The sequence below is a fragment of the Flavobacterium sp. SM15 genome (genome assembly GCF_022012335.1).
GTDB lineage: Bacteria > Bacteroidota > Bacteroidia > Flavobacteriales > Flavobacteriaceae > Flavobacterium.
Map to the genome: position 1 here is coordinate 74,468 of NZ_JAKLTO010000008.1, position 24,215 is coordinate 98,682.

Annotated in this window: 23 protein-coding genes and 1 pseudogene; 16 read left to right on the top strand and 8 right to left on the bottom strand. The window is 38.3% G+C overall.

Annotated elements, in window-relative coordinates; genetic code table 11:
• The first annotated feature begins 5 nt into the window (after window positions 1-5).
• Window positions 6-206 (top strand): YqaE/Pmp3 family membrane protein, encoded by a 201-nt coding sequence (locus LZZ90_RS12750; protein ID WP_237791090.1) that lies wholly within the window; start codon window positions 6-8, stop codon window positions 204-206.
• A gap of 347 nt (window positions 207-553) precedes the next feature.
• A complete protein-coding gene (locus LZZ90_RS12755; RefSeq protein ID WP_237791091.1) occupies window positions 554-1,111 on the top strand; it encodes a DUF4494 domain-containing protein in 558 nt (185 codons plus the stop codon).
• Between the two features lie 468 nt (window positions 1,112-1,579).
• Here the strand turns inward: LZZ90_RS12755 and LZZ90_RS12760 are convergent, their stop codons facing one another.
• Complete coding sequence (locus LZZ90_RS12760; protein WP_237791092.1) at window positions 1,580-1,900, bottom strand: hypothetical protein; 321 nt, start codon at window positions 1,898-1,900, stop codon at window positions 1,580-1,582.
• 100 nt (window positions 1,901-2,000) lie between these two features.
• Complete coding sequence (locus tag LZZ90_RS12765; protein ID WP_237791093.1) at window positions 2,001-3,212, bottom strand: DUF6600 domain-containing protein; 1,212 nt, start codon at window positions 3,210-3,212, stop codon at window positions 2,001-2,003.
• Window positions 3,213-3,609: 397 nt separating this feature from the next.
• On the opposite strand from LZZ90_RS12765, the gene LZZ90_RS12770 reads away from it, so the two are divergent.
• The 7 genes and pseudogenes from LZZ90_RS12770 to ilvA all read left to right on the top strand — a co-directional run bounded on the left by LZZ90_RS12770 (window position 3,610) and on the right by ilvA (window position 11,789).
• The gene (locus LZZ90_RS12770; RefSeq protein ID WP_237791094.1) at window positions 3,610-4,164 is read left to right on the top strand and encodes a DUF6642 family protein; all 555 of its coding nucleotides are present in this window, start codon (window positions 3,610-3,612) and stop codon (window positions 4,162-4,164) included.
• A gap of 528 nt (window positions 4,165-4,692) precedes the next feature.
• Entirely contained in the window at window positions 4,693-5,580 is an 888-nt protein-coding gene (locus LZZ90_RS12775; RefSeq protein WP_237791095.1) for a branched-chain amino acid transaminase, read from the top strand.
• A gap of 1 nt (window position 5,581) precedes the next feature.
• A pseudogene (gene ilvD, locus LZZ90_RS12780) lies at window positions 5,582-7,257 on the top strand (dihydroxy-acid dehydratase).
• 11 nt (window positions 7,258-7,268) lie between these two features.
• Complete coding sequence (ilvB, locus tag LZZ90_RS12785) at window positions 7,269-8,963, top strand: biosynthetic-type acetolactate synthase large subunit (RefSeq protein ID WP_237791096.1); 1,695 nt, start codon at window positions 7,269-7,271, stop codon at window positions 8,961-8,963.
• A gap of 16 nt (window positions 8,964-8,979) precedes the next feature.
• Window positions 8,980-9,498: an acetolactate synthase small subunit gene (ilvN, locus tag LZZ90_RS12790; RefSeq protein ID WP_237791097.1), complete on the top strand. Its 519-nt coding sequence runs from the start codon at window positions 8,980-8,982 to the stop codon at window positions 9,496-9,498.
• Between the two features lie 3 nt (window positions 9,499-9,501).
• Window positions 9,502-10,548, top strand: a complete 1,047-nt coding sequence (ilvC, locus tag LZZ90_RS12795; protein WP_237791098.1) for a ketol-acid reductoisomerase — start codon at window positions 9,502-9,504, stop codon at window positions 10,546-10,548.
• Window positions 10,545-11,789, top strand: coding sequence for a threonine ammonia-lyase IlvA (ilvA, locus tag LZZ90_RS12800; RefSeq protein WP_237791099.1), 1,245 nt, complete (start codon window positions 10,545-10,547; stop codon window positions 11,787-11,789). Before ilvC ends, ilvA begins: the two co-directional genes overlap by 4 nt.
• Before the next feature lie 47 nt (window positions 11,790-11,836).
• Here ilvA and mnmE read toward each other — a convergent pair whose 3' ends face one another.
• Window positions 11,837-13,270, bottom strand: a complete 1,434-nt coding sequence (gene mnmE, locus LZZ90_RS12805) for a tRNA uridine-5-carboxymethylaminomethyl(34) synthesis GTPase MnmE (protein ID WP_237791100.1) — start codon at window positions 13,268-13,270, stop codon at window positions 11,837-11,839.
• A 178-nt stretch (window positions 13,271-13,448) separates the two neighbouring features.
• On the opposite strand from mnmE, the gene LZZ90_RS12810 reads away from it, so the two are divergent.
• Both LZZ90_RS12810 and LZZ90_RS12815 read left to right on the top strand, forming a co-directional pair.
• The gene (locus tag LZZ90_RS12810; protein ID WP_237791101.1) at window positions 13,449-14,279 is read left to right on the top strand and encodes a universal stress protein; all 831 of its coding nucleotides are present in this window, start codon (window positions 13,449-13,451) and stop codon (window positions 14,277-14,279) included.
• 41 nt (window positions 14,280-14,320) lie between these two features.
• Window positions 14,321-15,223: a hypothetical protein gene (locus tag LZZ90_RS12815; RefSeq protein WP_237791102.1), complete on the top strand. Its 903-nt coding sequence runs from the start codon at window positions 14,321-14,323 to the stop codon at window positions 15,221-15,223.
• Window positions 15,224-15,365: 142 nt separating this feature from the next.
• Here LZZ90_RS12815 and dnaN read toward each other — a convergent pair whose 3' ends face one another.
• The 5 genes from dnaN to LZZ90_RS12840 all read right to left on the bottom strand — a co-directional run bounded on the left by dnaN (window position 15,366) and on the right by LZZ90_RS12840 (window position 20,154).
• Window positions 15,366-16,484, bottom strand: a complete 1,119-nt coding sequence (gene dnaN / locus LZZ90_RS12820; protein WP_237791103.1) for a DNA polymerase III subunit beta — start codon at window positions 16,482-16,484, stop codon at window positions 15,366-15,368.
• Window positions 16,485-16,580: 96 nt separating this feature from the next.
• Entirely contained in the window at window positions 16,581-18,266 is a 1,686-nt protein-coding gene (gene gldG, locus LZZ90_RS12825) for a gliding motility-associated ABC transporter substrate-binding protein GldG (RefSeq protein WP_237791117.1), read from the bottom strand.
• A gap of 2 nt (window positions 18,267-18,268) precedes the next feature.
• A complete protein-coding gene (gene gldF, locus LZZ90_RS12830; protein WP_237791104.1) occupies window positions 18,269-18,994 on the bottom strand; it encodes a gliding motility-associated ABC transporter permease subunit GldF in 726 nt (241 codons plus the stop codon).
• Window positions 18,995-19,010: 16 nt separating this feature from the next.
• Entirely contained in the window at window positions 19,011-19,307 is a 297-nt protein-coding gene (locus LZZ90_RS12835; RefSeq protein WP_237791105.1) for a putative quinol monooxygenase, read from the bottom strand.
• Between the two features lie 19 nt (window positions 19,308-19,326).
• The gene (locus LZZ90_RS12840) at window positions 19,327-20,154 is read right to left on the bottom strand and encodes an S-adenosyl-l-methionine hydroxide adenosyltransferase family protein (RefSeq protein ID WP_237791118.1); all 828 of its coding nucleotides are present in this window, start codon (window positions 20,152-20,154) and stop codon (window positions 19,327-19,329) included.
• Between the two features lie 97 nt (window positions 20,155-20,251).
• Between LZZ90_RS12840 and LZZ90_RS12845 the strand changes: the two genes are divergently transcribed.
• The 5 genes from LZZ90_RS12845 (at window position 20,252) to LZZ90_RS12865 (ending at window position 24,107) form a co-directional block, all read left to right on the top strand.
• Window positions 20,252-21,202, top strand: a complete 951-nt coding sequence (locus LZZ90_RS12845; protein WP_237791106.1) for a PhoH family protein — start codon at window positions 20,252-20,254, stop codon at window positions 21,200-21,202.
• A gap of 100 nt (window positions 21,203-21,302) precedes the next feature.
• The gene (locus tag LZZ90_RS12850; RefSeq protein ID WP_237791107.1) at window positions 21,303-21,821 is read left to right on the top strand and encodes a hypothetical protein; all 519 of its coding nucleotides are present in this window, start codon (window positions 21,303-21,305) and stop codon (window positions 21,819-21,821) included.
• A 100-nt stretch (window positions 21,822-21,921) separates the two neighbouring features.
• Window positions 21,922-22,869, top strand: a complete 948-nt coding sequence (locus LZZ90_RS12855; RefSeq protein ID WP_237791108.1) for a phosphoribosylaminoimidazolesuccinocarboxamide synthase — start codon at window positions 21,922-21,924, stop codon at window positions 22,867-22,869.
• A 275-nt stretch (window positions 22,870-23,144) separates the two neighbouring features.
• Window positions 23,145-23,657 (top strand): hypothetical protein, encoded by a 513-nt coding sequence (locus LZZ90_RS12860; protein WP_237791109.1) that lies wholly within the window; start codon window positions 23,145-23,147, stop codon window positions 23,655-23,657.
• A gap of 63 nt (window positions 23,658-23,720) precedes the next feature.
• Window positions 23,721-24,107, top strand: a complete 387-nt coding sequence (locus LZZ90_RS12865) for an ankyrin repeat domain-containing protein (RefSeq protein WP_237791110.1) — start codon at window positions 23,721-23,723, stop codon at window positions 24,105-24,107.
• Window positions 24,108-24,215: the final 108 nt, after the last annotated feature.

Sequence of the window (24,215 nt, forward strand, 5' to 3'; positions counted from 1 at the left end):
TTAAAATGAGATACGTCATCGCCTTTTTCTTCCCTTGGTTATCCCTCTTCTTACAAGGGAAAATACTATCCGGAATTATCTGTTTAATTCTTCAAATTACAATTATAGGTTGGATTCCAGCCTTTATATGGGCTGTTACTTCTTTAAACCGTATGTATGCAGATAGAAGAACCAATAAGATTATTAAGGAAATGAGAAAAACATAAGAATCAATCTGGATAAACAAAAACGTAAATCAAAGTGCCTCCGACCTTCGAACGCGCAACCATTAAGAAATAAATCCAACTGCGTTAAAAATTATCCGCTGTTTGAGTTTTACTAATCTTGGATAATTTAGCAGGAGTTTTTATCTGGCGTGGCTTCGGCTTCGCTCAGCCACCGGTTCTGCTCAGTCATGTGCAATTCCGTTCAGTCATTTGTAATTCTACTCAGCCTTCGGTGGCTGAGCGGAGTCGAAGCCACACTTCCAAACCAAAAGAAAATAATAAGACAAAACCAAAAAAAATATCCCCAAATTAAAATCTAAATTTGCCCTCCTTAAAAAAAGAAAAACATGAGCGCAACTTGGTACGAATGCAAAGTAAAATTCAGAAAAATAGACGAAACGGGAATACAAAAAGTAACAACAGAGCCTTATTTGGTAGATGCCTTATCCTATACAGAAGCAGAATCTAGAATTACTCAGGAGATGATGAGCTATGTAAGCGAGGAGTTTAAAATCACGAACATAAAGGTGGCGAACTATGCAGAGATTCATCCCTTTGAGAATGCAGACCGTTGGTTCCGATCGAAAGTGGCTTTAACGGCCTATGATGAAGAAAGCGGGAAGGAGCGCAAAACCAATATGTATCTGTTAGTTCAGGCTAACGATGTAAAAGAAGCCTTTGACAATACCATGTTCGCCATGAAAAATACCATGGGCGACTACACCATACCCGCCATTTCCGAATCACCAATTATGGACGTTTTCCCTTATTTTAGTGGGGAAGAAGACGGATTGGAACAAATTGAAAAGTTCAACGCTCTAAAAGCTTCTAGACCCACTGTAACAGCAGAAGACCAGGACCACATGGAATTCGACCAAGAAGTGGTAGCGGAATTTCAGGAGTAAGCATTTCAGCAAAATTCATGATTAAAAAAACAAATCGTGAATCAAAGCCCTTCCTGACCTTAGAACGCGTAACCGTTAAGAAAAATAAAACCGATTCCGTTAAGAATTATCTGCTGTTTGACCGTAGGGAGTTCAGATAATTTAGGAATCGGTTTTATTTTTTAGGTGTAGCGTTCCAGTCTTGATCTTTTGCTTCTTTTGTATCAAGACAAAAGAAGAAACACAACCAATGAAATCAACTTGCATGCACAAGCAAGATGCTAGCGCCAGCATAGGGAGCCTCAGCCACCAATTGGTTCGTATCAAGACAAAAGAAAAGATAATTATTCTCATCCTAACCCTTCCGGCCACTGGGCCTGTCAAAAGCTCCGTCAGGAAAAGAAGTGCCTTCGAGAGCCTCAGACACCGTTAGGTTTTTAAAATTATGTTTGCTTATTGGTGGCTGAGGCTCTCGAAGCCACATAATTCTTAAACTAACAAAATCAATAATAAGATAATAATGATGATGGCCCCCACGGAAAGATAGATTCCGTTGTGGCTCATGGCAAGTTCTTTTTTAATGGCTTTTACCTCTTTACGGAGCTCTTTTTTTTCGGAGCGGGACATTTCGGATTTGTCCATTGCTTTAATTTCTTTTAATCGCTCCACTAACTGTTGTCCTCTTACATCTTCGGTTTTTGGGTTGTTGTTTGTTGTTATTGGATCAATCTCTTTTGAAAGTGGATAGGCAGCTAGGGTAATACTCATTACAACGAATAGCAGTACTGTTTTTAAAAATGGAGTTTTCATACTATTGGTTTTTAATTTGTTATACTGTTTTGAAACTGTGTGGGATTATGTTGAAAACGTTTCACTTTATTGTGTTTGGAGCAAAAAGGATGAAACGATATTATCTTCCCTGACGGCTCGGTTCGTTAATGCGCTCCGGTTGTTGTCTTACAGGGGTACGTTTTTCGACATTATTACCACGTTGTTGTAGTTCCCTTCTTTGGTTTTGAATTTCGCTTCTAGCAGGTGCTGCATTAGGCTGAACATCTGTGGGCTGTTGTCTTTGGATTCGTTTGTTTTCTCTCTCACGGGCCCTTTGTTCAACACGTTGTATTTGTTGTTCCTGCTCGTTTACATTTTGTTCGAAACGTCTAACATCACGTTCTTCCTGAGCGGCTTTTTCCCTTGCTTTAGTGCCTAGGTTTTCTTTTTGTCTTGCAGGTTCATTTATACGTTGTTGTTCTTTTGGTCGTTGCAATTGTCTTTCTTCTTTGGCATTTCGATTGGTTTCCGGTCTTACAATTCGGGCTTCGGTTTTTCTTTCCGGTGTTGCTTTTGCTTCATTTCTGCTTGTTACCTTAGCTGGTGCAGCTTTATTTCCACGCTCTACATTAGGTTTGTACAATTGTAATTCGTTTCGGGACATACTCTGACCCGGTTGGTTTCTGTCTTTTATATTTACCTCCGCTACGGCATTACCTGTTTTTTTCTGGACGTGATCTCGGCTTGGTCCTGCATTGTATCGGCCGCCATTTCCGGAACGAACGTTGTTGATTACGGTAGAATTATTGATGATCGTAGTGTTGTTGGACGAGTTTACATAGTAATTACTGATGTTACGTCTACCAAAATCCCGTTCTCTCACAAAGCACCATTGATTGTAAGGAACGCTGTAACTGTTACCGAAAGCAATGTCAATGCTGATGCCCGGGGCGATAGGTGCCCATCCGTAATATCCGTCATAATACCTCCAGGTTACCCAGGCCGGTGCCCAAACGGTATCCGGCGCCCATAACCATCCGTAGAAAGGGTCATAGAACCAGCGTCCGTAGTGGAAAGGACCCCATCCCCACGAATAGTTGGAAACCCAGGTCCAACCGTAGTCGGTATATACCCAATACCCGTTGGTACGGTAGGGGGCAAACCCAGCGCCCACACTAGGAGACCAAACGTAACCGTAGGTTGGGTCACTAATCCAGCTACCGTGAACGCTTAGGTTATCATAAAACATCTGAAAGCTCACAGCCACCTGAGCTGTAGCTTTTTGTGATGTCAGTCCCATCATACCTACCAACAGTACTACTATAAATATGATTTTCTTGATCGTTTTCATAACTTTAGCTTTAATGTATAATTTGTAGTTTCATAGTATTGTAAAAAACAAATGAAAACTACAGAGTAAAGTTATTAAATACCTGATTTTTAGTGTTATATGAATTGATTGGATGTTTGTATAATTACCATGTTTTGAGTTATAAATGCATTAATTAACAAAGATCAATCGTGAATCAAAGCTTTTCTCGACCTTAGAACGCGAAGCCGTTAAGAAAAATAAAAGCAACTCCGTTAAGAATTATCCGCTGTCTGAGCGCCAGCGAGTTCGGATAATTTAGGAGTTGCTTTTATTTTTTAGGCGCAGCGTTCCAGTCTTGATCTTTTGCTTCTTTTGTATCAAGACAAAAGAAGAAGAAACAAAATTCCCGACCTTTGTAAGAGAAATAAAAAAGAAAATGCCCAACAACCACTACATCTACTGCTTAGAATCCGTTGCAGACACAGCAACCTCAAAGAGCATAATTCTACCTTCTTTAGAGACTTTAGCGGTGCGTTACGGCATTACCAATGTGTACAAAACCTGTGACAGTATTGAAGGGTTTGAGGAAAGCATCAGTACACTGTTATATGAAGACCGTCATTTTAAGGATTACGCAGTCATTTATCTGGTTTTTGAAGGAAGAAGCAACGAGCTTAAAATAGACGACTACTACTATAGTTTCGAGGAAATTGCGGAGTTGTTCGAAGGTAAACTCAAAGGGAAAATCATCCATTTTTCCAATACGTTGCAACTGGACTTAGACGAAGAAACCTTTCAGTATTTTTTAGATGTTACCGGTGCCAAAGCCATTTCGGGTTATGGCAATCGGGCACCTATTCTAAGCTCAGTATTGGATAATCTTTATTTCTCTTTAAGTGAAGAATATGATGATGTTATTGAATTAACCCAAGAACTTTTCGATAAGCAATATGCTTTGGCAAACAGTATGGGGTTTAAGATGTATTATTAGGCGGGAAGTAAAACACAAGCCCTATTTTATAGTGGAGATTCCAATAAAAAAACAAATTTTTATTGATTATCGGATAATGGTTTTATACCTGAGTAAGGTGTTGCTGCACTTGGGTTTTAAATGTCTTGAGTTTATATCAGAACAGAAGATGGAAAAACAAGAAAATTACATTTTTCTCAAAAAATACTTGTTTTTTGAAAAATTCCATTACTTTTGTAGCTCAAATCACAGAAAAACAATGAAAAACATCGTTATCATTCCTTCTATTAGTATTGCAATTGCGATTATCGCAAGGGCGGGGGAGTGCTGTAACTAGTTTTTATAATCATATATAAAAAGCCTCCCGAGAAATCAGGAGGCTTTTTTATTTTACACAAAAATGACAGTATTCGCAATTATTATTATCAGCATTATTATTTACCCATCCGGGTGAGTCAGGCTGATATTGTCTAAACTTTTCAGAGCCTTTCTCACTATGCGGGAAAGGCTTTTTTGTTTTCAATCCGTAACATTTTTTAAATCAAACCTATGTACTACAACAACCACACAGTAATTTTTCTCGACGGAGAAATGGTAAAAGCAGGCGAATCGGTTACCGATTTGTACAGTCAGACAATGCATTACGGTTATGGAGTTTTTGAGGGCATCCGTGCTTACAAAACTAAAAAGGGCACTAACGTTTTTAAAGCCGAAGAACACTATCAGCGCTTAAAGAGATCCTGCGAACTGGTCAATATTCCTTTTGACTATACCGTAACAGAATTGGTTGAAGCCACTTACCATCTTTTGGAGGCTAACAATTTGAGCGATGCGTATGTTCGCCCGTTGGTTTTTTGCAACCCAAACATGAGTTTAATGCGCCCCAATAAAGTTTCCCTTATGATTTGCGCCTGGGAATGGGGTGCCTATTTGGGCGATAAACAATTGCGTTTGGCTATTTCTTCTTTTTGCCGCCCTCATCCACGTTCCATACAAATCGAAGCTAAAGTATGCGGGCATTATGTAAATTCAATTCTTGCTACCACAGAAGCAAAGGATAACGGTTATGATGAAGCCTTGCTTTTAGACAGTGACGGACATTTAGCAGAAGGTCCCGGTGCCAACCTTTTTTTTGAAAACGATGGTATGTTGTTCACACCAAAGCTTGGGAATATTTTACCCGGAATTACCAGAGCAACCGTTCTGGAACTTGCAGAAAAAATGGGCATTGAAGTGTTGCAGGGCTTGTATACTCCTGAAGATTTATGGGAAGCCGACAGCGCTTTTTATTGCGGTACTGCTGCTGAAATCATAGGTATTGAATCGGTAGATGAAATCAAATTCCGAAAAGACTGGAACGATTCTTTGGGAAAACGATTGCAGGAGGCTTATGCCAAATTGGTCAGAGAGAAAGTAACCACACTCAGCACTTATTAATATGAAAACATTAAATCATTACAGCAAAACCATAACGCAAGACCAAACGCAACCTGCTGCACAAGCCATGCTGTATGGTATCGGTTTAACTGAAGCGGATATGGAGAAAGCTCAGGTAGGAATTGTCAGCACAGGTTACGAAGGGAATACCTGTAACATGCATTTGAACGCCTTAGCTAAAGAAGTGAAAGCCGGAGTTCAGAGTGAAAATTTGGTAGGCTTAATTTTCAACACTATTGGGGTTAGCGATGGGATTTCCAACGGAACAGACGGAATGCGCTTTTCCTTGGTTTCCCGGGATGTTATTGCCGATTCAATAGAAACCGTGGTTAACGCGCAATGGTATGATGCTGTACTAGCCGTAGTGGGTTGTGATAAGAACATGCCGGGTTCGGTAATGGCAATGGGTAGACTCAATCGACCGGCCATCATGATATACGGAGGCACCATTCATTCCGGAAAATGGAAAGGGGAATCTCTGAACATTGTTTCCGCTTTTGAAGCACTCGGAAAGAAAATCAATAACACCATTTCACCCGAAGATTATAAAGGAATCATCCAAAATGCCTGCCCCGGAGCAGGAGCTTGTGGTGGAATGTACACGGCAAATACGATGGCTTCGGCAATTGAAGCTTTAGGAATGAGTTTACCTTACAGTTCGTCCAATCCGGCCTTAAGCTCTCAAAAAAAAGAAGAATGTTTTCAGGCAGGTAAGGCACTGAGGCTTTTAATGGAAAAGGGTATCAAACCCAAAGACATCATGACCAAGAAATCCTTTGAAAATGCAATGACCATGGTAGTGGTGTTAGGCGGTTCCACCAATGCAGTGATGCACCTGATCGCAATGGCCCATTCAGTTGATATTGAATTGACTTTGGAAGATTTTCAGCGCATAAGTGACAAAACCCCTGTTCTGGCCGATTTAAAACCCAGCGGAAAATACCTCATGGAAGATTTGCATGAAGTAGGAGGCATTCCTTCGGTAATGAAGTATTTGCTGAAACATGATTTTCTGCATGGCGACTGTCTTACGGTAACAGGAAAAACCGTGGCAGAAAACCTTGCCTTAGTTCCGGATTTAAAACCTGATCAGGAGGTATTTCTCAAGGTAAAAGCACCGGTAAAACCAAACGGACATCTGCAAGTGCTTTTCGGTAATCTTGCTCCCCAAGGAAGTGTGGCAAAAATAAGCGGGAACGAGGGTGATTATTTTGAAGGCCCAGCCCGAGTGTATGATGATGAATATGCTGTTATAGAAGGAATCAAAAACAGTGAAGTACAACGGGAGAAGTAATTGTAATCCGTTATTGTGGACCTAAAGGCGGCCCGGGCATGCCGGAAATGCTCAAGCCAACCTCGGCAATTATGGGAGCCGGACTGGGTAAAAGTGTCGCATTAATTACAGACGGCCGATTTTCTGGCGGAACACATGGTTTTGTAGTAGGACATATTACGCCAGAAGCCTACGTAGGCGGGACACTAGCCCTTGTGCAAAATGGAGATGTCATCACTATTGATGCTCAGAACAATGCTTTAAATGTAAAAGTAAATGATTTCGAATTGCTGAGAAGGAAAATGGCATGGAAGCAGCCCAAACCTAAAGTAACCAAAGGGGTTTTGTACAAGTATATGCAATGTGTTTCCAGCGCTTCCACCGGATGTGTAACCGATAATTAAAAAAATAAGCGATGAAGACAACAAAAATAACGGGCGCTCAAGCCGTTTTAAAATCCTTAGTTGCAGAAAAAGTTGATACGATATTTGGATATCCGGGAGGTGCAATCATGCCAATTTATGACGCTTTATACGACTATGCGGATAGTGTCAACCATATTTTGGTGCGTCATGAACAAGGCGCTATCCATGCGGCGCAGGGATATGCCCGAGTATCAGGAAAAACAGGAGTCGTGTTTGCAACTTCTGGTCCCGGAGCGACTAATTTAATCACAGGGTTAGCCGATGCTTTAATCGACTCTACACCTTTGGTATGTATAACAGGTCAGGTAGCTTCCCATCTTTTAGGAACCGATGCGTTTCAGGAAACCGACGTTATGGGAATCTCAATGCCGGTTACCAAATGGAATTGTCAGGTCACTAAAGCAAGTGAAATACCTGCTGCGATTGCAAAAGCTTTTTACATCGCAAAATCAGGTCGTCCAGGGCCGGTTTTAATTGACATTACTAAAGATGCCCAATTTGAAATGATGGAGTTCCATTACGAAAAATGCACCCAGATACGAAGTTATCATCCCAAACCAGAATTGTCCAAACCAGCTATTGAAGCGGCTTCATTATTGATCAATCAAGCGGAAAAACCTTTAATGGTAATTGGTCAGGGAATTATGTTAAGCAATGCTGAAAAGGAATTACTGCAATTTGCCGAGAAAGCAGGAATACCGGTTGCCTCAACCCTTTTGGGGCTAGGGGCATTTCCTAACAATCATCCGTTATATGCCGGCTTTTTGGGTATGCATGGGGATTATGCGCCCAACATCAAAACCAATGAGTGTGATGTGTTGTTGGCGGTGGGTATGCGCTTCGATGATCGTGTTACAGGGGATGTTTCGCGTTATGCCAAACAGGCTAAAATAATTCATGTCGATATTGATGCTTCGGAACTCAACAAAATAATTAAAGCCGATGTAGCGGTTCACGCCGATGCTAAAGAAGCCTTGAGGAAAATGACAGAATTGATTTCAGAAAAAGAATACCCCTTGTGGTTGCAGGAATTTAAAGAAGCCAAAGCAATGGAAGTGTACACGTTAGCCAATACCAAAAAAATAATGCCTTCCGAAGAACTAAAAATGGATGAAGTAATCGAATTACTTTCGGAACTCACAAAAGGAGAAGCGGTAATTGTTACCGATGTCGGTCAACACCAAATGATGGCAGCGCGCTATTATCAGTACAATCAAACCAAGAGCAATGTGACCTCTGGCGGTTTGGGTACAATGGGTTTTGCGTTGCCGGCGGCTATTGGTGCAAAGTTAGGAGCTCCTGAGAAAGAGGTTATAGCAATAATTGGAGATGGCGGATTCCAAATGACACTTCAGGAACTGGGAACTATACTGCAAAGTAAAATGGCTGTGAAAATCGTGATTTTGAACAATAAATTTTTGGGCATGGTCAGACAATGGCAGCAATTGTTTTTCGAAAAACGCTATTCCTTCACGGAAATGATAAGCCCTGATTTTGTGGCATTGGCTAGATCGTACAGCATCGAAGCCCAAAAAGTAGAAGTTAGGGCAGCATTGAAAAAAGCCTTAAAGCAAATGCTTGACCATGAAGGAGCTTATCTGTTGGAGGTTGCGGTTGCTAAAGAAGAGAATGTATTTCCGATGGTGCCTACCGGAGCTTCGGTTTCAGAAATACGCTTGGTATAAATTAAAAAGAACAACTATGGAAACAACATTCACAGTATCGGTATTTACCGAAAACAGTATCGGGATATTGAATCGAATCACGATCATTTTTACCCGCAGGCATTTAAACATCGATAGTATCACCGCTTCAGAATCGGAAGTGAAAGGGGTGTTTCGCTACACAATTGTTCTTAGAACGCATCGGGAACAAATTGATAAAGTTGTCGGACAGATTGAGAAGTTAATTGATGTAATCAAAGTATTTGTGCATGAAGATCAGGAGGTGGTGCATCAGGAAATTGCCTTGTATAAAATCAGAAATGGTTTATTGAGCAATGGTGATGTGGAAAAGGTAATACGGGAAAACTATGCCCGTATTTTAACCGTTGACCCTCAGTTTATGGTGATTGAGAAAACCGGTCATGTGGCGGAAACACAACAATTATTTGAAAAATTAAAACCTTATGGGATATTGGAATTTGCCCGCTCCGGAAGAGTGGCAATCACCAAGCCCATGAAAGAATTATCAACGTATTTAAAAGAATTAGAACACTAAACAATGGCAACAATCAATTTTGGAGGGGTACTGGAAAATGTAGTTACCCGAGAGGAATTCAGCTTACACAAAGCGCAGGAAGTATTAAAAAACGAAACCGTAGCAGTAATCGGTTACGGAGTACAGGGGCCAGGACAGGCTTTAAATTTAAAAGATAACGGTATCAATGTTATTGTAGGCCAGCGCAAAGGGACTGCAAGCTGGGACAAAGCTTTGGCTGATGGTTGGGTAGAAGGTACAACTCTTTTTGAATTGGACAAAGCCTGTCAAAAAGGAACAATCCTTATGAATTTACTTTCCGATGCCGGACAAATGCAGGCTTGGGAAACTTTAAAAAAACATTTATCAAAAGGAAAAGCATTGTATTTTTCGCACGGTTTTGGAGTTACTTTTCATGAGAAAACAGGCATAGTGCCACCTAAAGACGTTGATGTGGTTTTGGTTGCTCCCAAAGGTTCCGGAACATCATTGCGCAGTTTGTTTTTAAAAAGACAAGGGCTTAACTCAAGTTTTGCGGTTTATCAGGATGCTACCGGTAAAGCAAAAGAACGCACTTTGGCTTTAGGAATTGCTATCGGTTCTGGGTACCTGTTTGAAACAACTTTTCAGAAAGAAGTATACAGCGATCTTACGGGCGAACGCGGTGTTTTAATGGGGGCAATTGCCGGAATATTTGAGGCGCAGTACAATGTGTTACGTCAGCGTGGACATTCCCCCAGTGAAGCTTTCAATGAAACTGTGGAAGAATTAACCCAAAGCCTAATGCCTTTAGTAGCCGAAAACGGTATGGATTGGATGTTTGCCAACTGTTCCACTACGGCACAACGCGGGGCTCTGGACTGGAAAGGAAAATTCCGTGAAGCTACAGAACCTGTTTTAAATGAATTGTATGACAATGTGCTTTCAGGAAAGGAAGCAGAAATTGTTATCGAAGCGAATTCCAAACCCGATTACCGAGAAAAACTGCAAAAAGAATTGCAACAAATCCATGAAAGCGAGTTTTGGCAAACCGGAATGCAAGTGCGAAAGTTAAGACCCAATCAGCAATGATAACGTTAGAGAAAGTAACACAAGCCAAAGAAAGAATAATGAATGTTGCAGTTCATACGCCTTTGGTGAAAAATGAAAACCTGAGCGAAGCATTTTCCGCTCAGGTTTGGCTAAAACGGGAAGATTTGCAGCCGGTACGTTCCTATAAATTAAGGGGAGCCTATAATAAAATAGCTTCGTTAAGTATGACCCAACAACAAAAAGGGGTAGTTTGTGCAAGCGCCGGAAATCATGCTCAGGGCGTGGCCTATGCTTGCAATAAACTCAATATTGAAGCGACAATTTTTATGCCGGTAACAACTCCACAACAAAAAATTAAGCAGGTCAAGCTTTTTGGTAAAGACAAAGTGAAAATTGTTTTAAAAGGAGACACCTTTGACGAAACTTTTCAGGATGCGAGTAGGTTTTGTGAAAATAGTCAAGCGGTTTTTATCCATCCTTTTGATGACCGGGAAGTAATAGCCGGACAAGGCACCATTGCTTTGGAATTATTGGATTCTGCCAAAGAACCTATCGACTATCTTTTTGTTCCTATTGGAGGTGGAGGTTTGGCAGCTGGAGTCTGTTCGGTTTTTAATCAGCTTAGTTCAAAAACCAAAATAATTGGGGTAGAACCTGCAGGAGCTTCATCCATGAAAACCTCAATACAAAACGGAGCCAACACAACATTGGAACACATTGATAAGTTTGTGGATGGCGCAGCTGTAAAGCGGGTGGGTGAAATAACTTTTGCTATTTGTAAGGAGGTTTTACACGATATCGTTTCGGTTCCGGAAGGAAAAGTATGTTCCACCATTTTGCAATTGTATAATGAAGAAGCTCTGGTAGTAGAACCTGCTGGTGCTTTAACTATTGCAGCTTTGGACTTTTACAAGGAAGCAATTAAAGGCAAAAACGTGGTTTGTATTGTTAGTGGAAGCAATAATGACATTACCCGAACTGAAGAAATTAAAGAGCGGTCGTTGCTGTATGAAGGCTTAAAGCATTATTTTATTGTCAATTTTCCACAACGGCCGGGCGCTTTGAAGGAATTTGTGAATAATGTTTTGGGGCCTGATGACGATATAACGTATTTTCAGTTTTCCAAAAAGAATAACAGGGAAAGTGGTCCCGCTGTTGTTGGGGTAGAATTGAAAGATCAGAAGGATTTCAGAAAAATTGAAGAGCAACTGCAGTTGAGAAAATACAGTTATCAGTATCTGAATGAAGATGCGGATTTGTTTACGCACCTGATTTTGTAGATAATTTAGAAAAAGCCTGCATGATTTGCGGGCTTTTTTATGTAAAGTTACTTTCCAATACAAAAATTAGCAAAAATATTACCCAAAAGCTCGTCATTAGTAACCTGCCCGGTAATCTCTCCAAAATAATACAACGCCTGACGAATGTCAATTGCCATTAAATCAGACGATAAATTATTCTGCAAGCCCCATTTTACTTTTTGAATTTCCTCTAAAGCCTTTAATAGTGAATCGTAGTGGCGTGTGTTGGTAACGATGGTTTCGTTGTTTCGAAGCGCTCCGGTATTTACAAAAGATAAGAGTTGGTTTTTCAAATCTTCGATACCTTCTTTGTTTTTGGCGGAGATGAAAATGGTTGAAAGATGTCGGTTTACCGTTGATAATTCCTCTTGATAAGCACTCAATCTGTTGTTGATTTGGTTGAACGTATCTTGAGGGATAACATCTTTTTTATTAACAATGACGATTAATGATTTTTGAGGATATTGGTTTTGAATTTTACCGATTTCGTTAATGAATAATTCTAATTGACTTTCAGCATTAAACTGTGAACCATCGACCAAATACAATACTACTTGTGCCTGTTCAATCTTTTCAAAAGTCTTTTTGATTCCGATGCTTTCTACATGGTCTTGAGTTTCACGAATTCCGGCGGTATCAATAAATCTAAAGCCGATGCCGTTAATAACTAACTCGTCTTCGATGGTATCACGGGTAGTTCCGGCAATATCAGACACGATGGCACGTTCTTCGTTTAACAAAGCATTCAGTAAGGTTGATTTTCCAACATTTGGTTCACCAACAATAGCAACAGGAATTCCGTTTTTAATAACGTTTCCAACTGCGAAAGAATCAATTAGTCGTTTTAATACGAATTCGATACGGTTTACCAGTTCGTGAAAAGCGGTTCGGTCTGCAAATTCAACATCTTCTTCAGCAAAATCTAGCTCCAATTCAATTAACGAAGCAAAGTTTAAAAGTTCTTCACGTAGTTTGGCAATTTCATTACTGAATCCACCACGCATTTGCTGCATGGCAATCTGGTGGCTGGCCTCGTTATCTGATGCAATTAAATCGGCTACCGCTTCGGCTTGCGATAAGTCCATTTTGCCGTTTAAAAAAGAACGTAAAGTAAATTCTCCGGCTTGCGCCATTCGGCATCCTTTACGAAGCAATAACTGAATGATTTGCTGCTGAATATAGGTTGATCCGTGGCAGGAAATTTCCACTGTATTTTCTCCTGTATAGGAATTTGTTCCTTTAAAAATCGACAGTAACACCTGATCCAACACTTTACCCTGGTCAACAATATGTCCTAAGTGCAAAGTATGTGTACGTTGTTTGGTAATATCCTTTCCTGAAATGGATTGAAATACTCCAGAAGCAATACTAATCGCTTCTTTTCCGGAAACACGAATCACCGCAATTGCACCTGCACCAGAAGGGGTTGCCAAAGCCACAATAGTATCGTTTGAAATCATTTGTTGAGTTACTGAGTTATGCGGTTGCAAAGGTACAAAGTTTTTCGGCAGTTCGCTAACAACCAATAATCAACAACTAAAAGCTTTTCAGGTTAAATAATTGTAAAACTGATATTTATCACTTTTTATGTGCGCTACATTTAGTAACTTTATGTAAGAATTTTAAAAATCAGCAGTCATGAAAAAGATACTCTTTCCAACAGATTTTTCTGAAACGGCAAATAACGCTTTTGTTTACGCTTTAGAAATGGCCAAATCGATTGATGCGGAAGTAATTGTACTTCATGTCTACGATTTGCCCTCGGTTTCTTTTGGTGAAGTACCGATAACATTGGTGGAAATTTATGATTCCATTGAACTGAACAATTTTGAAAACTTTAAGGATCAGATTCCACATCTTAGAAAAATTGCGGAGAAACATCAGTTAGACGATGTGAAAATGAGTCATGTACTGCGCCATGGAGATTTGGTTCGTATTATGAAAGAACTTTGTCATGAAGAAAAGATTGATATGGTTGTAATGGGAACCAATGGAGCTTCGGGACTGCAGGAAATCTTTTTGGGTTCCAATACCGGAAATGCGATTGTGAATGTCCCGGTAACCTTGTTGAGCATTCCGAATAAAGCACATTTTGAACGAATCAAATACATTGGTTTCACTACAACTTTCAATGATCACGATCGAATGGCGCTCCATAAAGCAATCAGTATCGCAAAACGATTCCATGCAACAGTGAAATGCTTAGCGGTAAAAACCCATAAGTTTGGGGTAACCGATGAAGGTATCGAATATTGGAAATCAGAATTTAAAAACGAACCGGTGGAATTTTTCGTTATCCCTCACGATGATGTAAAAGAAACCATCTTGGATTTTGTTGAACATCAAGACATTGACATTCTTGCTATGGTAACCCAAAAACGAAATTTCTTTGAAGAATTGTTTACCCATAGCTTAACTCAGAAATTATCTTATCATATAGAAACTCCGATTTTAGCTTTTCACGAATAATAATATTATTGAAAGAAATTTATTATTTTTGTTTAAAAAAAATGAGGTTTATACAAGCATTAGTGTTGGTATTATTTTGCGGATCTTTATTTGCTCAAACAAAAGAAAAAACACACGTTCACAGAGAAATTCGTTACATGTCTTATGAATCGTATAAAGAATTAAAGAAAAGCGGTGCTTATAAAGTTGACTCTTTGTGTTTTACAGTTAAAGGAAAGGATACTTTAATAGAGATTAACGATAATATCGATCAAAAAGGGGTAAAAGTTTTATATGAGCCTAAGGATTCTCTTTTTTTGGAAAAGTATAAAAAGTTGGTTTATAATAAACAAAATTGGTTTAACAATGTTTCTTGGGACAAAAAATCTAGAATGAAATATTGGAAAGAACCAATAAAAATTTATTTTGATAAATCGGTAGATAAGAAAACTAAAAAAGAATTTAAAAAGTTTGTAAAAGACCTCGACAAAAAAATCGATTCTTTAAAAATAAGAATTGTTAAAACTAAAGAAGAGTCAAATTATTTTATTTACTATACAAACAAGCAGCAGCCTATTAATTATGAGGAAAATATTTTAAACTCTGTAGGGTATTATTTGTTTTGGAGTAATAGAAACTATCAAATTAATAAGTGCAGTCTGAAAATTAACTCAGATGTATATCCTGATACAAATGTAAGGCAAAATCAACTGAGAAGAAATTTTATTTATACCTTAGGCTACTTTTTTGCAACAAACAATAAAGATTGTACTAGTTATTTTTCTACTTGTTATGATGGAATTAAATCTCTTTCTGATGGAGATCTGGAATTACTTAAGTATCATTATTCGTATGGCATTTGTAAAGGAACCGATTTAGAAACCTTCGAACAAAATCATCAAAAAGCAAAGGAAGATTTAAAGAAAAATTCTAATAGAAAATTGTATTTTATTCATTACAACTAGAAAATAAATTTCAAAAATAAAAAACCGCAATTCCAATATGGTCTTGCGGTTTTTTGGTATAAAGGGTTGGTTATAGCGTATTTTGAGTTCTCAGTCTCGGTTATACTAAAGTTTTTCTGTGACTGTTAACTGTGACTGCTTACTAATTATTAAGCATTACTGGCATAACAAGCATGGTAACAGTTTCGCCTTCGTCTAATCCGTCAACAGGAGTAAGGATTCCCGCTCTGTTTGGTAAGGACATTTCCAATTGAATTTCGTCCGATTGTAAGTTGGTTAACATCTCGGTTAAGAAACGCGAGTTGAAACCAATTTGCATATCGTCTCCTTGGTAATCACAAGTTAAACGCTCTTCTGCTTTGTTTGAGTAATCGATGTCTTCTGCAGAAATATTCAATTCAGCTCCCGCAATTTTCAAACGGATTTGGTGAGTGGTTTTGTTTGCGAAGATCGCCACACGACGAACAGAACTTAAAAACTGGCTTCTGTCCATCAATAATTTGTTAGGGTTTTCTTTCGGAATTACCGCTTCGTAGTTTGGATACTTACCATCGATTAAACGACAAGTTAGCGTGTAATTATCAAAAGTGAACGTTGCGTTCGAATCGTTGTATTCAATTTTTACTTCTGCATCGGAAGTTGCTAAAATTCCTTTTAAGATGTTCAAAGGTTTCTTTGGCATGATGAAATCGGCAGCTTGTGACGCTTTCACATCGGCTCTTGCGTATTTTACCAATTTGTGAGCATCCGTTGCAACGAAAATTAATCCTTCTGTTGAGAATTGGAAGAAAACTCCAGACATAACCGGACGCAAATCATCGTTTCCGGCTGCGAAAATCGTTTTACTGATTGCTGTTGCCAATACTTCAGCAGGAACTAAAGTAGAAGAAGGCTCGTCTAAAACAACTGCTTTAGGGAACTCATCACCCGGAGCATACGCCAACGCATATTTTCCTGAATTTGAACTGATTTCAATAGTGTTGTTGTCTTCAACCGTGAAGGTTAACGGCTGCTCTGGAAATGTTTTAAGGATTTCCAATAATAATTTTGCAGGAACCGCAACACTTCCCTGGCTGGTTGAATCAATTTCCAAAGTGGAAGACATGGTGGTCTCTAAATCGGAAGCTGAAACATGCAACTGGTTGTTATCTAATTCAAACAAGAAATTATCCAAAATAGGTAAGGTATTACTACTGTTGATAACACTACCTAATACTTGCAATTGCTTTAACAAATACGAACTGGATACTATAAACTTCATCTTCTTCTTTTTTAAGGATTGTAAAATTGCACTTATATTTTACAATTCACAAATATATTCTAATCTAATTAACGGCAAAAACAAATTTATTAACAACTAGCGGGCATATTTACGCTTTCTTAAGAAGGTAAACAGGAATCCGAAAATTGCTAAAATAACTATTGGTAATCCGACAGTTACAATTTGTGTGAAGGTATAACTCTCGTGTACTTTTTCTTTGTCTAATAACGGAAGGTCTACATCTTTACTTCTAATGTTAATAAGTCCGTTGTCGTCTAAAAGGTAATTCACACAGTTAAGCAAAAATTCTTTGTTTCCGAACAAGGTATTTGTCCATTTATCGTACCCTAATTCTAAAGGCTGATAAGCTTGATCCAATTGGTTTTTAATTAAATCACCATCAGAAATAACAATCATTTTGTTGTTTTTTCCTTCCGGTTTGAACGTCGTGTCTTTAAACGGAAGCACACGGTTTTCATACATCGAATGGAATTTACCTTCCAATAAAACAGACATTGGAAGACGTCCGCCGTCAGGATAATCTTTAGGTCCGGTTTCTTCAGTAACCATTTCAAGGCTTACCTGAGTTGGTGTTCCAACCGCTTTTGAATACTGCGAAGATTCCATTAACACGGTTTTCTTGATATCGTTTTTAAGCAGTTCAATTGGGCTTGCAAATTCAAATTTTACCCCTTCAATGTTCTTAACAATAGGATGTTGCGATTGCGGATACACAAAAGGCGAATACTTCCAGAAATACTGCTCGTATTGCGTTTGGCTTCCCGGTTCACCCGTTGCTAATTTAATTGGCGTTGCCTGTTCATCTTTTACCAATAAAGGATTGATACGAACGCCATATTTGAAGAACATATCCGTTAAATTCAAATCTTTCGGATAGGCTAAAATTGCACCGGATTCGTTGTACAAACTGTCCATTTCTGCCTGAACTTCATCCACTAACCAAAGTGTTTTTCCACCGTTAACAATGAACTGATCCAGTACTTCTTTCTCTTCTTCGGTAAAACGTTTTGAGGGTTTAGCAATGATCGCCAAATCATATTTTTTAAGCGCGGCCAAAGAAGCTTGCGGGCTTTTAGCAACAGAATCTAAAGTGAAAGGCCCGATGTAATAACTCTCACGTACTGTTTTAAGGAAATCGGCAATTTGAAGGTCGTGCAATTCACCAATTCCTTTGATAATGGCGATTTTCTTCTGTTTTTCTTTAACTATTTTGTTGAACGCATCGGCAAAAGCATATTCCAAATGCTGAACGGAACTTACTACTTTTTCCTCCGTAGAAGCACCCATCATGTTTTTAAGCAATTGAACTTTAGTGACTTTGTCTTTGTAAGTAGCCACAGCCCAAGGGAAAACCACTTCCTGAGATTGTTTACCTTTATCGTCAACAGTGATGCTTACGGGAGTTAATCCGCGTTGGTACAGCATTTTCATGTTGGCATCACGCTCTTCTTCTTTTTGTAACGGATTGACAAACTGAAAGATAATGTTGGAATTGTACGCCTTGAATTCCTCTAACGTTTGACGGGTTTCGCTTTGTAAACGCTTGAATTCTCCCGGAAATTGTCCTTCCAAATACACATCGATGTACAAAGGACTATCGATTTGTTTGATTAAATTTAATGACGTTTCGGATAAGGTATAACGTTTATCAGCCGTTAAATCGAATCGTTTGAAAAAGTAATTTCCTGCAACATTCAGGATAATCAACCCAGCAATAAGTAAGCCTAATTGCTTTAATCCTTGTTTTTTAGCTTCTTTCATCATTACCATTTCAAAGATTTAAGTTGATAAACCGTTCCTGCTAAAAATGCGATGGTAACGCTAACGAAATATAAAATGTCTCGGGTGTCTAAAACTCCGCGGCTCATACTTTTAAAATGGTATTCAAAACCGAAGCTTGCAAACAAATCGCCAAAACTTCCTAAATAGGTTGAAACGCCTTCAAATCCGTAGAAGAAAAGAAAACACAAGAATACAGCAATAATAAAAGCCACAATCTGATTGTCAGAAAGGGTAGAAGTAAAAATCCCAATTGCAGAATAAGCGCCAATTAAGAACAACAACCCAAAATAAGATCCCATGGTACTTCCCATATCCAAATTTCCGGAAGGATTTCCTAAATCAGAAATTACAAAAACATAAATCAATGTTGGAATGATCGCAATTACAATCAAAAGTAACGCACCTAAAAATTTACCGTTTACAATTTCCCAAGTGCTTAAGGGTTTGGTAAGCATGAGTTCGATGGTTCCTTGTTTTTTCTCGTCGGAGAAACTGCGCATGGTCACGGCAGGAATCAGGAAGATTAAAATCCAAGGCGCTAAAGTGAAAAACGGGCTCAAATCGGCAAAACCGCTTTTTAAAATGTTGAACTCTCCTTCAAAAACCCAAAGGAACAAGCCGTTGAGCAAAAGAAAAATAGCGATAACCAAATACCCGATCGGCGAACCGAAAAACGATTTGATTTCTCTTAATAATAATGCTTTCATTTATTCTGTTTCGTAATTATTCTAAAGTTGCTAATTTATCTACGCTCCAAGCTTCCGGTTTGTCGTTGAAAAGCTTTTTGGTAAACGTCCAAACATCGTAAAACAGTTCTGAATTGCGGTAGTTTTCCAAATCCTGCTCGGTTTCCCAATAGCTGTACGTGAAAAAAATACACGGATTGTTTTTGTCCTGATACAATTCTAAGAAACGGTTTCCGGGCGCATTTCGTATTTTCTCTTTCATTTGTTCGAAATTTTCTAGAAAGGCCGGTATATTTTCCTGATGAAAACTCAGTTTTACAATGCGTACAAACATACTATATTTTTGTTGATTTTTAAATGAATTGAATGGTAACTAAATCCCTGAATTTAAGTCCTAATAAAGACGTTGCCGAGCCAACTGTGGACGGATTGCTTTTATAGATAGCAATTTCCAGAAAATCAGCTTCGTTGAAGAGTGCCAAGCGTTCGCCTTCGTAATCTTTCAAGGTGAATTTTTCGGAGACTTTAAAATCAGAATAACTGTTGTGAATGCTTTTTATGGTTTTAGTTCCGAACCGTACTTCAAAAGAGCGTCCTTTTCCTATCTCGGCAATGAACTTTTTAGAAATATTGGTTACGCAATTTCCGAAATGATCAATATAGACAACGTATCCTTTAATTGAACCCGAATCGGAAGTAGCGGTGGCCTGTAATTCGCTCATCGCTTTAATCTGAGAAATCTCTTTTCCTATAACACTCAAGGTTCCGCCTTTTGCCAGATGACAAGCTACTTTTACAAAAACATCCATATCGGAAGAACCTTCTGGTAATCGATCATGTATGTTGATTTCCACAATTTGCTGCGGAACGATTTTCTGGGTAAGGATGCTCAGGATTCCGTTGTCGGCACAAATGAAATAATGATCATTCCACTGCATGGCGATGTGTTTGTTCTCAAAAGTACGTTCCGAATCTACACCAATTAAGTGTACAGAGCCTTTCGGAAAGCTGTTGTAAGCTGCATTGATAATGTAACTTGCCTGGGAAATATTAAACAGGTCGATATCGTGTGAAATGTCAATAATCTGTGCCTGAGGATGTTCTGTAATAATTTTGCCTTTCAGCGCGCCCACAAAGTGGTCTTTCAAGCCAAAATCGGTAGTTAGCGTAATTATTGACATCATTTTGTTTATAACTATTACAGAAAGATTTTCTAAAATTTAGTAGATTTGAGATAATGCAAAGCTAACTTATTTTTTAATTAAATCCTTGTTGCTTTTGAACGAAAGAACCATTGAATTGACCGACATTACCCCTAAAGATTTTTGGGGTACGCAAGATGCTCATTTAGAGCTAATTAAAAAATTATACCCAAAATTAAAAATTGTGGCCCGAGGCACGTTGGTGAAAGCCTACGGGGAGAAGGAAATTTTGGATGAGTTTGAAGTTCGCTTCAATCGCCTAATGACTCATTTCACACGTTTTAATTCCATTGACGACAATGTAATTGAGCGTATTGTTCAAACTAACAGTCAGGACGAGCAAAGAATGCCTGACCACGATAAAATTTTAGTGCACGGAATTGGAGGAAAGCTCATCAAGGCGATGACTCCAAACCAACAAAAACTGGTAGATTACGTGCAGAAAAACGATATGGTTTTTGCCGTAGGGCCAGCAGGAACCGGTAAAACCTATACAGGCGTTGCTTTAGCGGTTAAAGCTTTAAAAGAGAAACAGGTAAAACGAATCATTTTAACCCGTCCGGCAGTGGAAGCAGGAGAGAACTTAGGTTTTCTTCCGGGTGATATGAAAGAAAAACTGGATCCGTACATGCAGCCGTTGTATGATGCGTTGCGTGATATGTTGCCACCACAAACATTGGAAGATTATATCTTAAAAGGTATTATTCAGATTGCACCGTTGGCTTTCATGAGAGGACGTACACTAGATAATGCTTTCGTAATTTTGGATGAGGCTCAAAACACAACGCACTCACAAATGAAAATGTTTTTAACCCGTATGGGGAAAAACGCTAAATTCATCATTACTGGAGATCCTGGGCAGGTGGATTTACCGAGAAGAACCATTTCAGGATTGAAAGAAGCGTTGCTGGTTTTGAAAGACGTAGACGGAATCGGTATTATTTATCTAGACGATAAAGACATTGTGCGCCACCGTTTAGTTAAGAAAATCATTGATGCTTATAAGAGTATTGAAAATCACGACTAAAAGTGATCTGTGGAAATTCTGTAATAATTAAAAAAAATCCTATAATCCTTTATTGGTTAATAAGCAGGTACTTTGTATTGTTAACCAATAAAAGGATGTTATGAAAAAGTTATTTTTAATTTTCGGAATTGGGTTATTGTCGTTAAATACCATCAATGCTCAGGAAAATGAAGCAGAAATCACGCCTAGTAATTCATGGTTTAAAGCAGGGATTACAGCAGGTGTTCCTGTGGGAGATGCCAGCGATGTCTCGTCGTTTAATTTAGGACTTGATTTGCGAGGGCAGCACATGGTTACCCGTAATATCGGGATTGGGATTGCTTCAGGGTACAATCATTATTTCGCCAAAGATGATTTTGAAGATTTTGGCATGATTCCATTAGCAGGACATATCCGTTACTATTTTATGCCAAAAGGATTGTTTTTTGGTACCGATGTGGGGTATGGTTTTTTAACCAATGTAGACAATAATAAGGGAGGGTTGTATCTGAATCCGCAAATAGGTTATCATAATTACGATTGGAATATTTATGGGTATTACCAGAATACCTTTACCGAGAATAATTTTAATCTGCAGAGTGTCGGTTTAGGAGTAACCTATAACATCAGGTTTAAATAATTAAGATTTAGATAAAAAGGAGAAAATTAGTTTTCTCCTTTTTTGTTTAGCAATTGTAAACGGATTACTTTTGCAGCACAAAAACAACAACACAACACAAATGAATACTATCACAACGACCAATTTTAACTTTCCGGGTCAAAAATCCGTATATCGCGGTAAAGTAAGAGAAGTTTATAACATAAACGATGAGCTTTTGGTAATGGTGGCTACAGACCGCCTTTCTGCATTTGATGTGGTTATGCCAAAGGGAATTCCTTACAAAGGACAAATCTTAAATCAGATTGCAACGAAATTCATGCAATTAACTCAGGACATCGTTCCAAACTGGTTGATTGCAACTCCGGATCCAAACGTAGCCGTTGGTCATTTGTGTGATCCTTTTAAAGTAGAAATGGTTATTCGCGGGTATTTGTCTGGTCATGCGGCTCGTGAGTATGCTGCTGGAAAGAGAATGTTATGTGGTGTAGCTTTACCGGAAGGATTGAAAGAAAACGATAAATTTCCAACTCCTATTATTACGCCTTCAACCAAAGCAGATAATGGTGAGCACGACGAAGATATTTCAAGAGAAGACATTTTAGCCAAAGGAATTGTTTCCGAAGAAGATTATATCGTTTTAGAACAGTATACAAGAGCATTATTCCAAAGAGGAACTGAAATTGCAGCTTCACGTGGATTGATTTTAGTGGATACAAAATACGAGTTCGGAAAAACCAAAGACGGGAAAATCGTTTTGATTGACGAAATCCACACTCCGGATTCTTCCCGTTACTTTTATGCCGAAGGTTATCAGGAAAGACAGGACAAAAACGAAGCGCAAAAACAATTATCGAAAGAGTTTGTGCGCCAATGGTTAATTGCTAACGGTTTCCAAGGAAAAGAAGGACAGCAAATCCCAGAGATGACCGATGAGTACATTGCAACAGTTTCTGAAAGGTACATCGAATTGTTCGAGAATATTTTAGGAGAAGAATTTGTGAAAGCCGATATTTCAAATATTAACGAACGTATTGAAAAAAACGTTTTGACTTTTTTGAATAAATAAGATAATCCAATCTTAAACTTATACTAACCACGCTTTGCGTGGTTTTTTTGTTCTTTGCGGTGTCATTAAAGAAAAGTTAAAAGCATCGACGATCTGTATTGAAATATCGATTATCAGTAAAGGGTTGTTAAATTTTTGTTATAATGGAATTTTCACAGTAACGATTTTATTTTTCCAGCGTCTATTCAATAAATCAATTATGATCCGATGGCGTGACAAATTATTTGGAGTGCAGCTGAAAAAAATTAAATCATCAATCAAAATCATCAATCATCATGAAATCATCAATCACTTATTTAGGAATCGCTTTAGTGGCTTTTACAAGTTTCGCTTCGGCTTTAAATTGTCAGCAATCATTCATCAAAGAAGAAATCCGCTCGACAGAAGTACAATCTTCAAACGAAATTGGAGTAGTAAAATCAAACGAAAATCATTCTTTAGTAAAAAAATGTGGTCACGGAGGAAGAAAAATGACCGTTGAAAATGCACAAGGAATCGATTTTCAGCCTTATGAAAAAACCATTGAGGAAGTTATTGCCGAAAATAACCAGATAACAGAAAATGCTGTTTTAGAAGAAGTTAATTCTACATATAATAATCAGCAAACTGTAAAGTCTATTTCTGAAGCCGATCAGATCATTAACAACATCAATTCAATGAAAGGCTGCGCTTTTCTAAGTGAAAGAACCATGGAAGAAATTATCTTAGAGAACAATAAAATAATCGAAAATACTATTGTTAAGGATGCTTTCTTTCCGAAAATGGGAAAAAGCGAAAATCAATTTTAAAAATCACTCATAAAAAATAATAATAAATTTTTTAATCATTAATCAAAAACAATCATCATCATCATGAAAAAAACGATCAGTTTATTAGGTTTGGCTTTAGTAGCTGCTACAAATGTTGCTTTAGCTTCGAATGTTGAAACATCAACTTCAAAAAATGTTGCAATTTATAACTATGATGTAACTCCACTTTGTGTTGCAATCAGTAAAGGAGATTTAACTACTGTTAAGAAATTCATCGAATATGGAATGGATGTAAATGAAGCAACTAATGGATTGACTCCGTTAATGTATGCTGCTCGTTACAACCAACCGGAAATTGCAAAATTTTTGATTGACCGAGGCGCAAAAGTTTGGGAAAAAGACAACAACGGTTACACTGCTTTACAACATGCAGAAGCTGGGAAAGCTACTCAAGTGGTAGAAATTCTGAAGCAATCTTCAAAAAAATAAAAACAGTTTGAGTTATAGTTAGCAATAAAAAACCACGCAATAGCGTGGTTTTTTTGGTTTAAATTAAGTAGGTTTTTAGTTGTGGTATTTAGTTAATCATTTATTTTT

Coding starts and splice junctions, on each gene's coding strand:
- gldF (WP_237791104.1), bottom strand. CDS start 18,994: ATGAAAGCATTATTATTAAGAGAAATCAAATCGTTTTTCGGTTCGCCG.
- LZZ90_RS12840 (WP_237791118.1), bottom strand. CDS start 20,154: ATGTCAATAATTACGCTAACTACCGATTTTGGCTTGAAAGACCACTTT.
- ilvA (WP_237791099.1), top strand. CDS start 10,545: ATGATAACGTTAGAGAAAGTAACACAAGCCAAAGAAAGAATAATGAAT.
- ilvN (WP_237791097.1), top strand. CDS start 8,980: ATGGAAACAACATTCACAGTATCGGTATTTACCGAAAACAGTATCGGG.
- dnaN (WP_237791103.1), bottom strand. CDS start 16,484: ATGAAGTTTATAGTATCCAGTTCGTATTTGTTAAAGCAATTGCAAGTA.
- LZZ90_RS12765 (WP_237791093.1), bottom strand. CDS start 3,212: ATGAAAACGATCAAGAAAATCATATTTATAGTAGTACTGTTGGTAGGT.
- gldG (WP_237791117.1), bottom strand. CDS start 18,266: ATGAAAGAAGCTAAAAAACAAGGATTAAAGCAATTAGGCTTACTTATT.
- LZZ90_RS12760 (WP_237791092.1), bottom strand. CDS start 1,900: ATGAAAACTCCATTTTTAAAAACAGTACTGCTATTCGTTGTAATGAGT.
- LZZ90_RS12835 (WP_237791105.1), bottom strand. CDS start 19,307: ATGTTTGTACGCATTGTAAAACTGAGTTTTCATCAGGAAAATATACCG.
- mnmE (WP_237791100.1), bottom strand. CDS start 13,270: ATGATTTCAAACGATACTATTGTGGCTTTGGCAACCCCTTCTGGTGCA.
- LZZ90_RS12810 (WP_237791101.1), top strand. CDS start 13,449: ATGAAAAAGATACTCTTTCCAACAGATTTTTCTGAAACGGCAAATAAC.
- LZZ90_RS12850 (WP_237791107.1), top strand. CDS start 21,303: ATGAAAAAGTTATTTTTAATTTTCGGAATTGGGTTATTGTCGTTAAAT.
- ilvB (WP_237791096.1), top strand. CDS start 7,269: ATGAAGACAACAAAAATAACGGGCGCTCAAGCCGTTTTAAAATCCTTA.
- LZZ90_RS12750 (WP_237791090.1), top strand. CDS start 6: ATGAGATACGTCATCGCCTTTTTCTTCCCTTGGTTATCCCTCTTCTTA.
- ilvC (WP_237791098.1), top strand. CDS start 9,502: ATGGCAACAATCAATTTTGGAGGGGTACTGGAAAATGTAGTTACCCGA.
- LZZ90_RS12855 (WP_237791108.1), top strand. CDS start 21,922: ATGAATACTATCACAACGACCAATTTTAACTTTCCGGGTCAAAAATCC.
- LZZ90_RS12860 (WP_237791109.1), top strand. CDS start 23,145: ATGAAATCATCAATCACTTATTTAGGAATCGCTTTAGTGGCTTTTACA.
- LZZ90_RS12755 (WP_237791091.1), top strand. CDS start 554: ATGAGCGCAACTTGGTACGAATGCAAAGTAAAATTCAGAAAAATAGAC.
- LZZ90_RS12775 (WP_237791095.1), top strand. CDS start 4,693: ATGTACTACAACAACCACACAGTAATTTTTCTCGACGGAGAAATGGTA.
- LZZ90_RS12865 (WP_237791110.1), top strand. CDS start 23,721: ATGAAAAAAACGATCAGTTTATTAGGTTTGGCTTTAGTAGCTGCTACA.
- LZZ90_RS12815 (WP_237791102.1), top strand. CDS start 14,321: ATGAGGTTTATACAAGCATTAGTGTTGGTATTATTTTGCGGATCTTTA.
- LZZ90_RS12770 (WP_237791094.1), top strand. CDS start 3,610: ATGCCCAACAACCACTACATCTACTGCTTAGAATCCGTTGCAGACACA.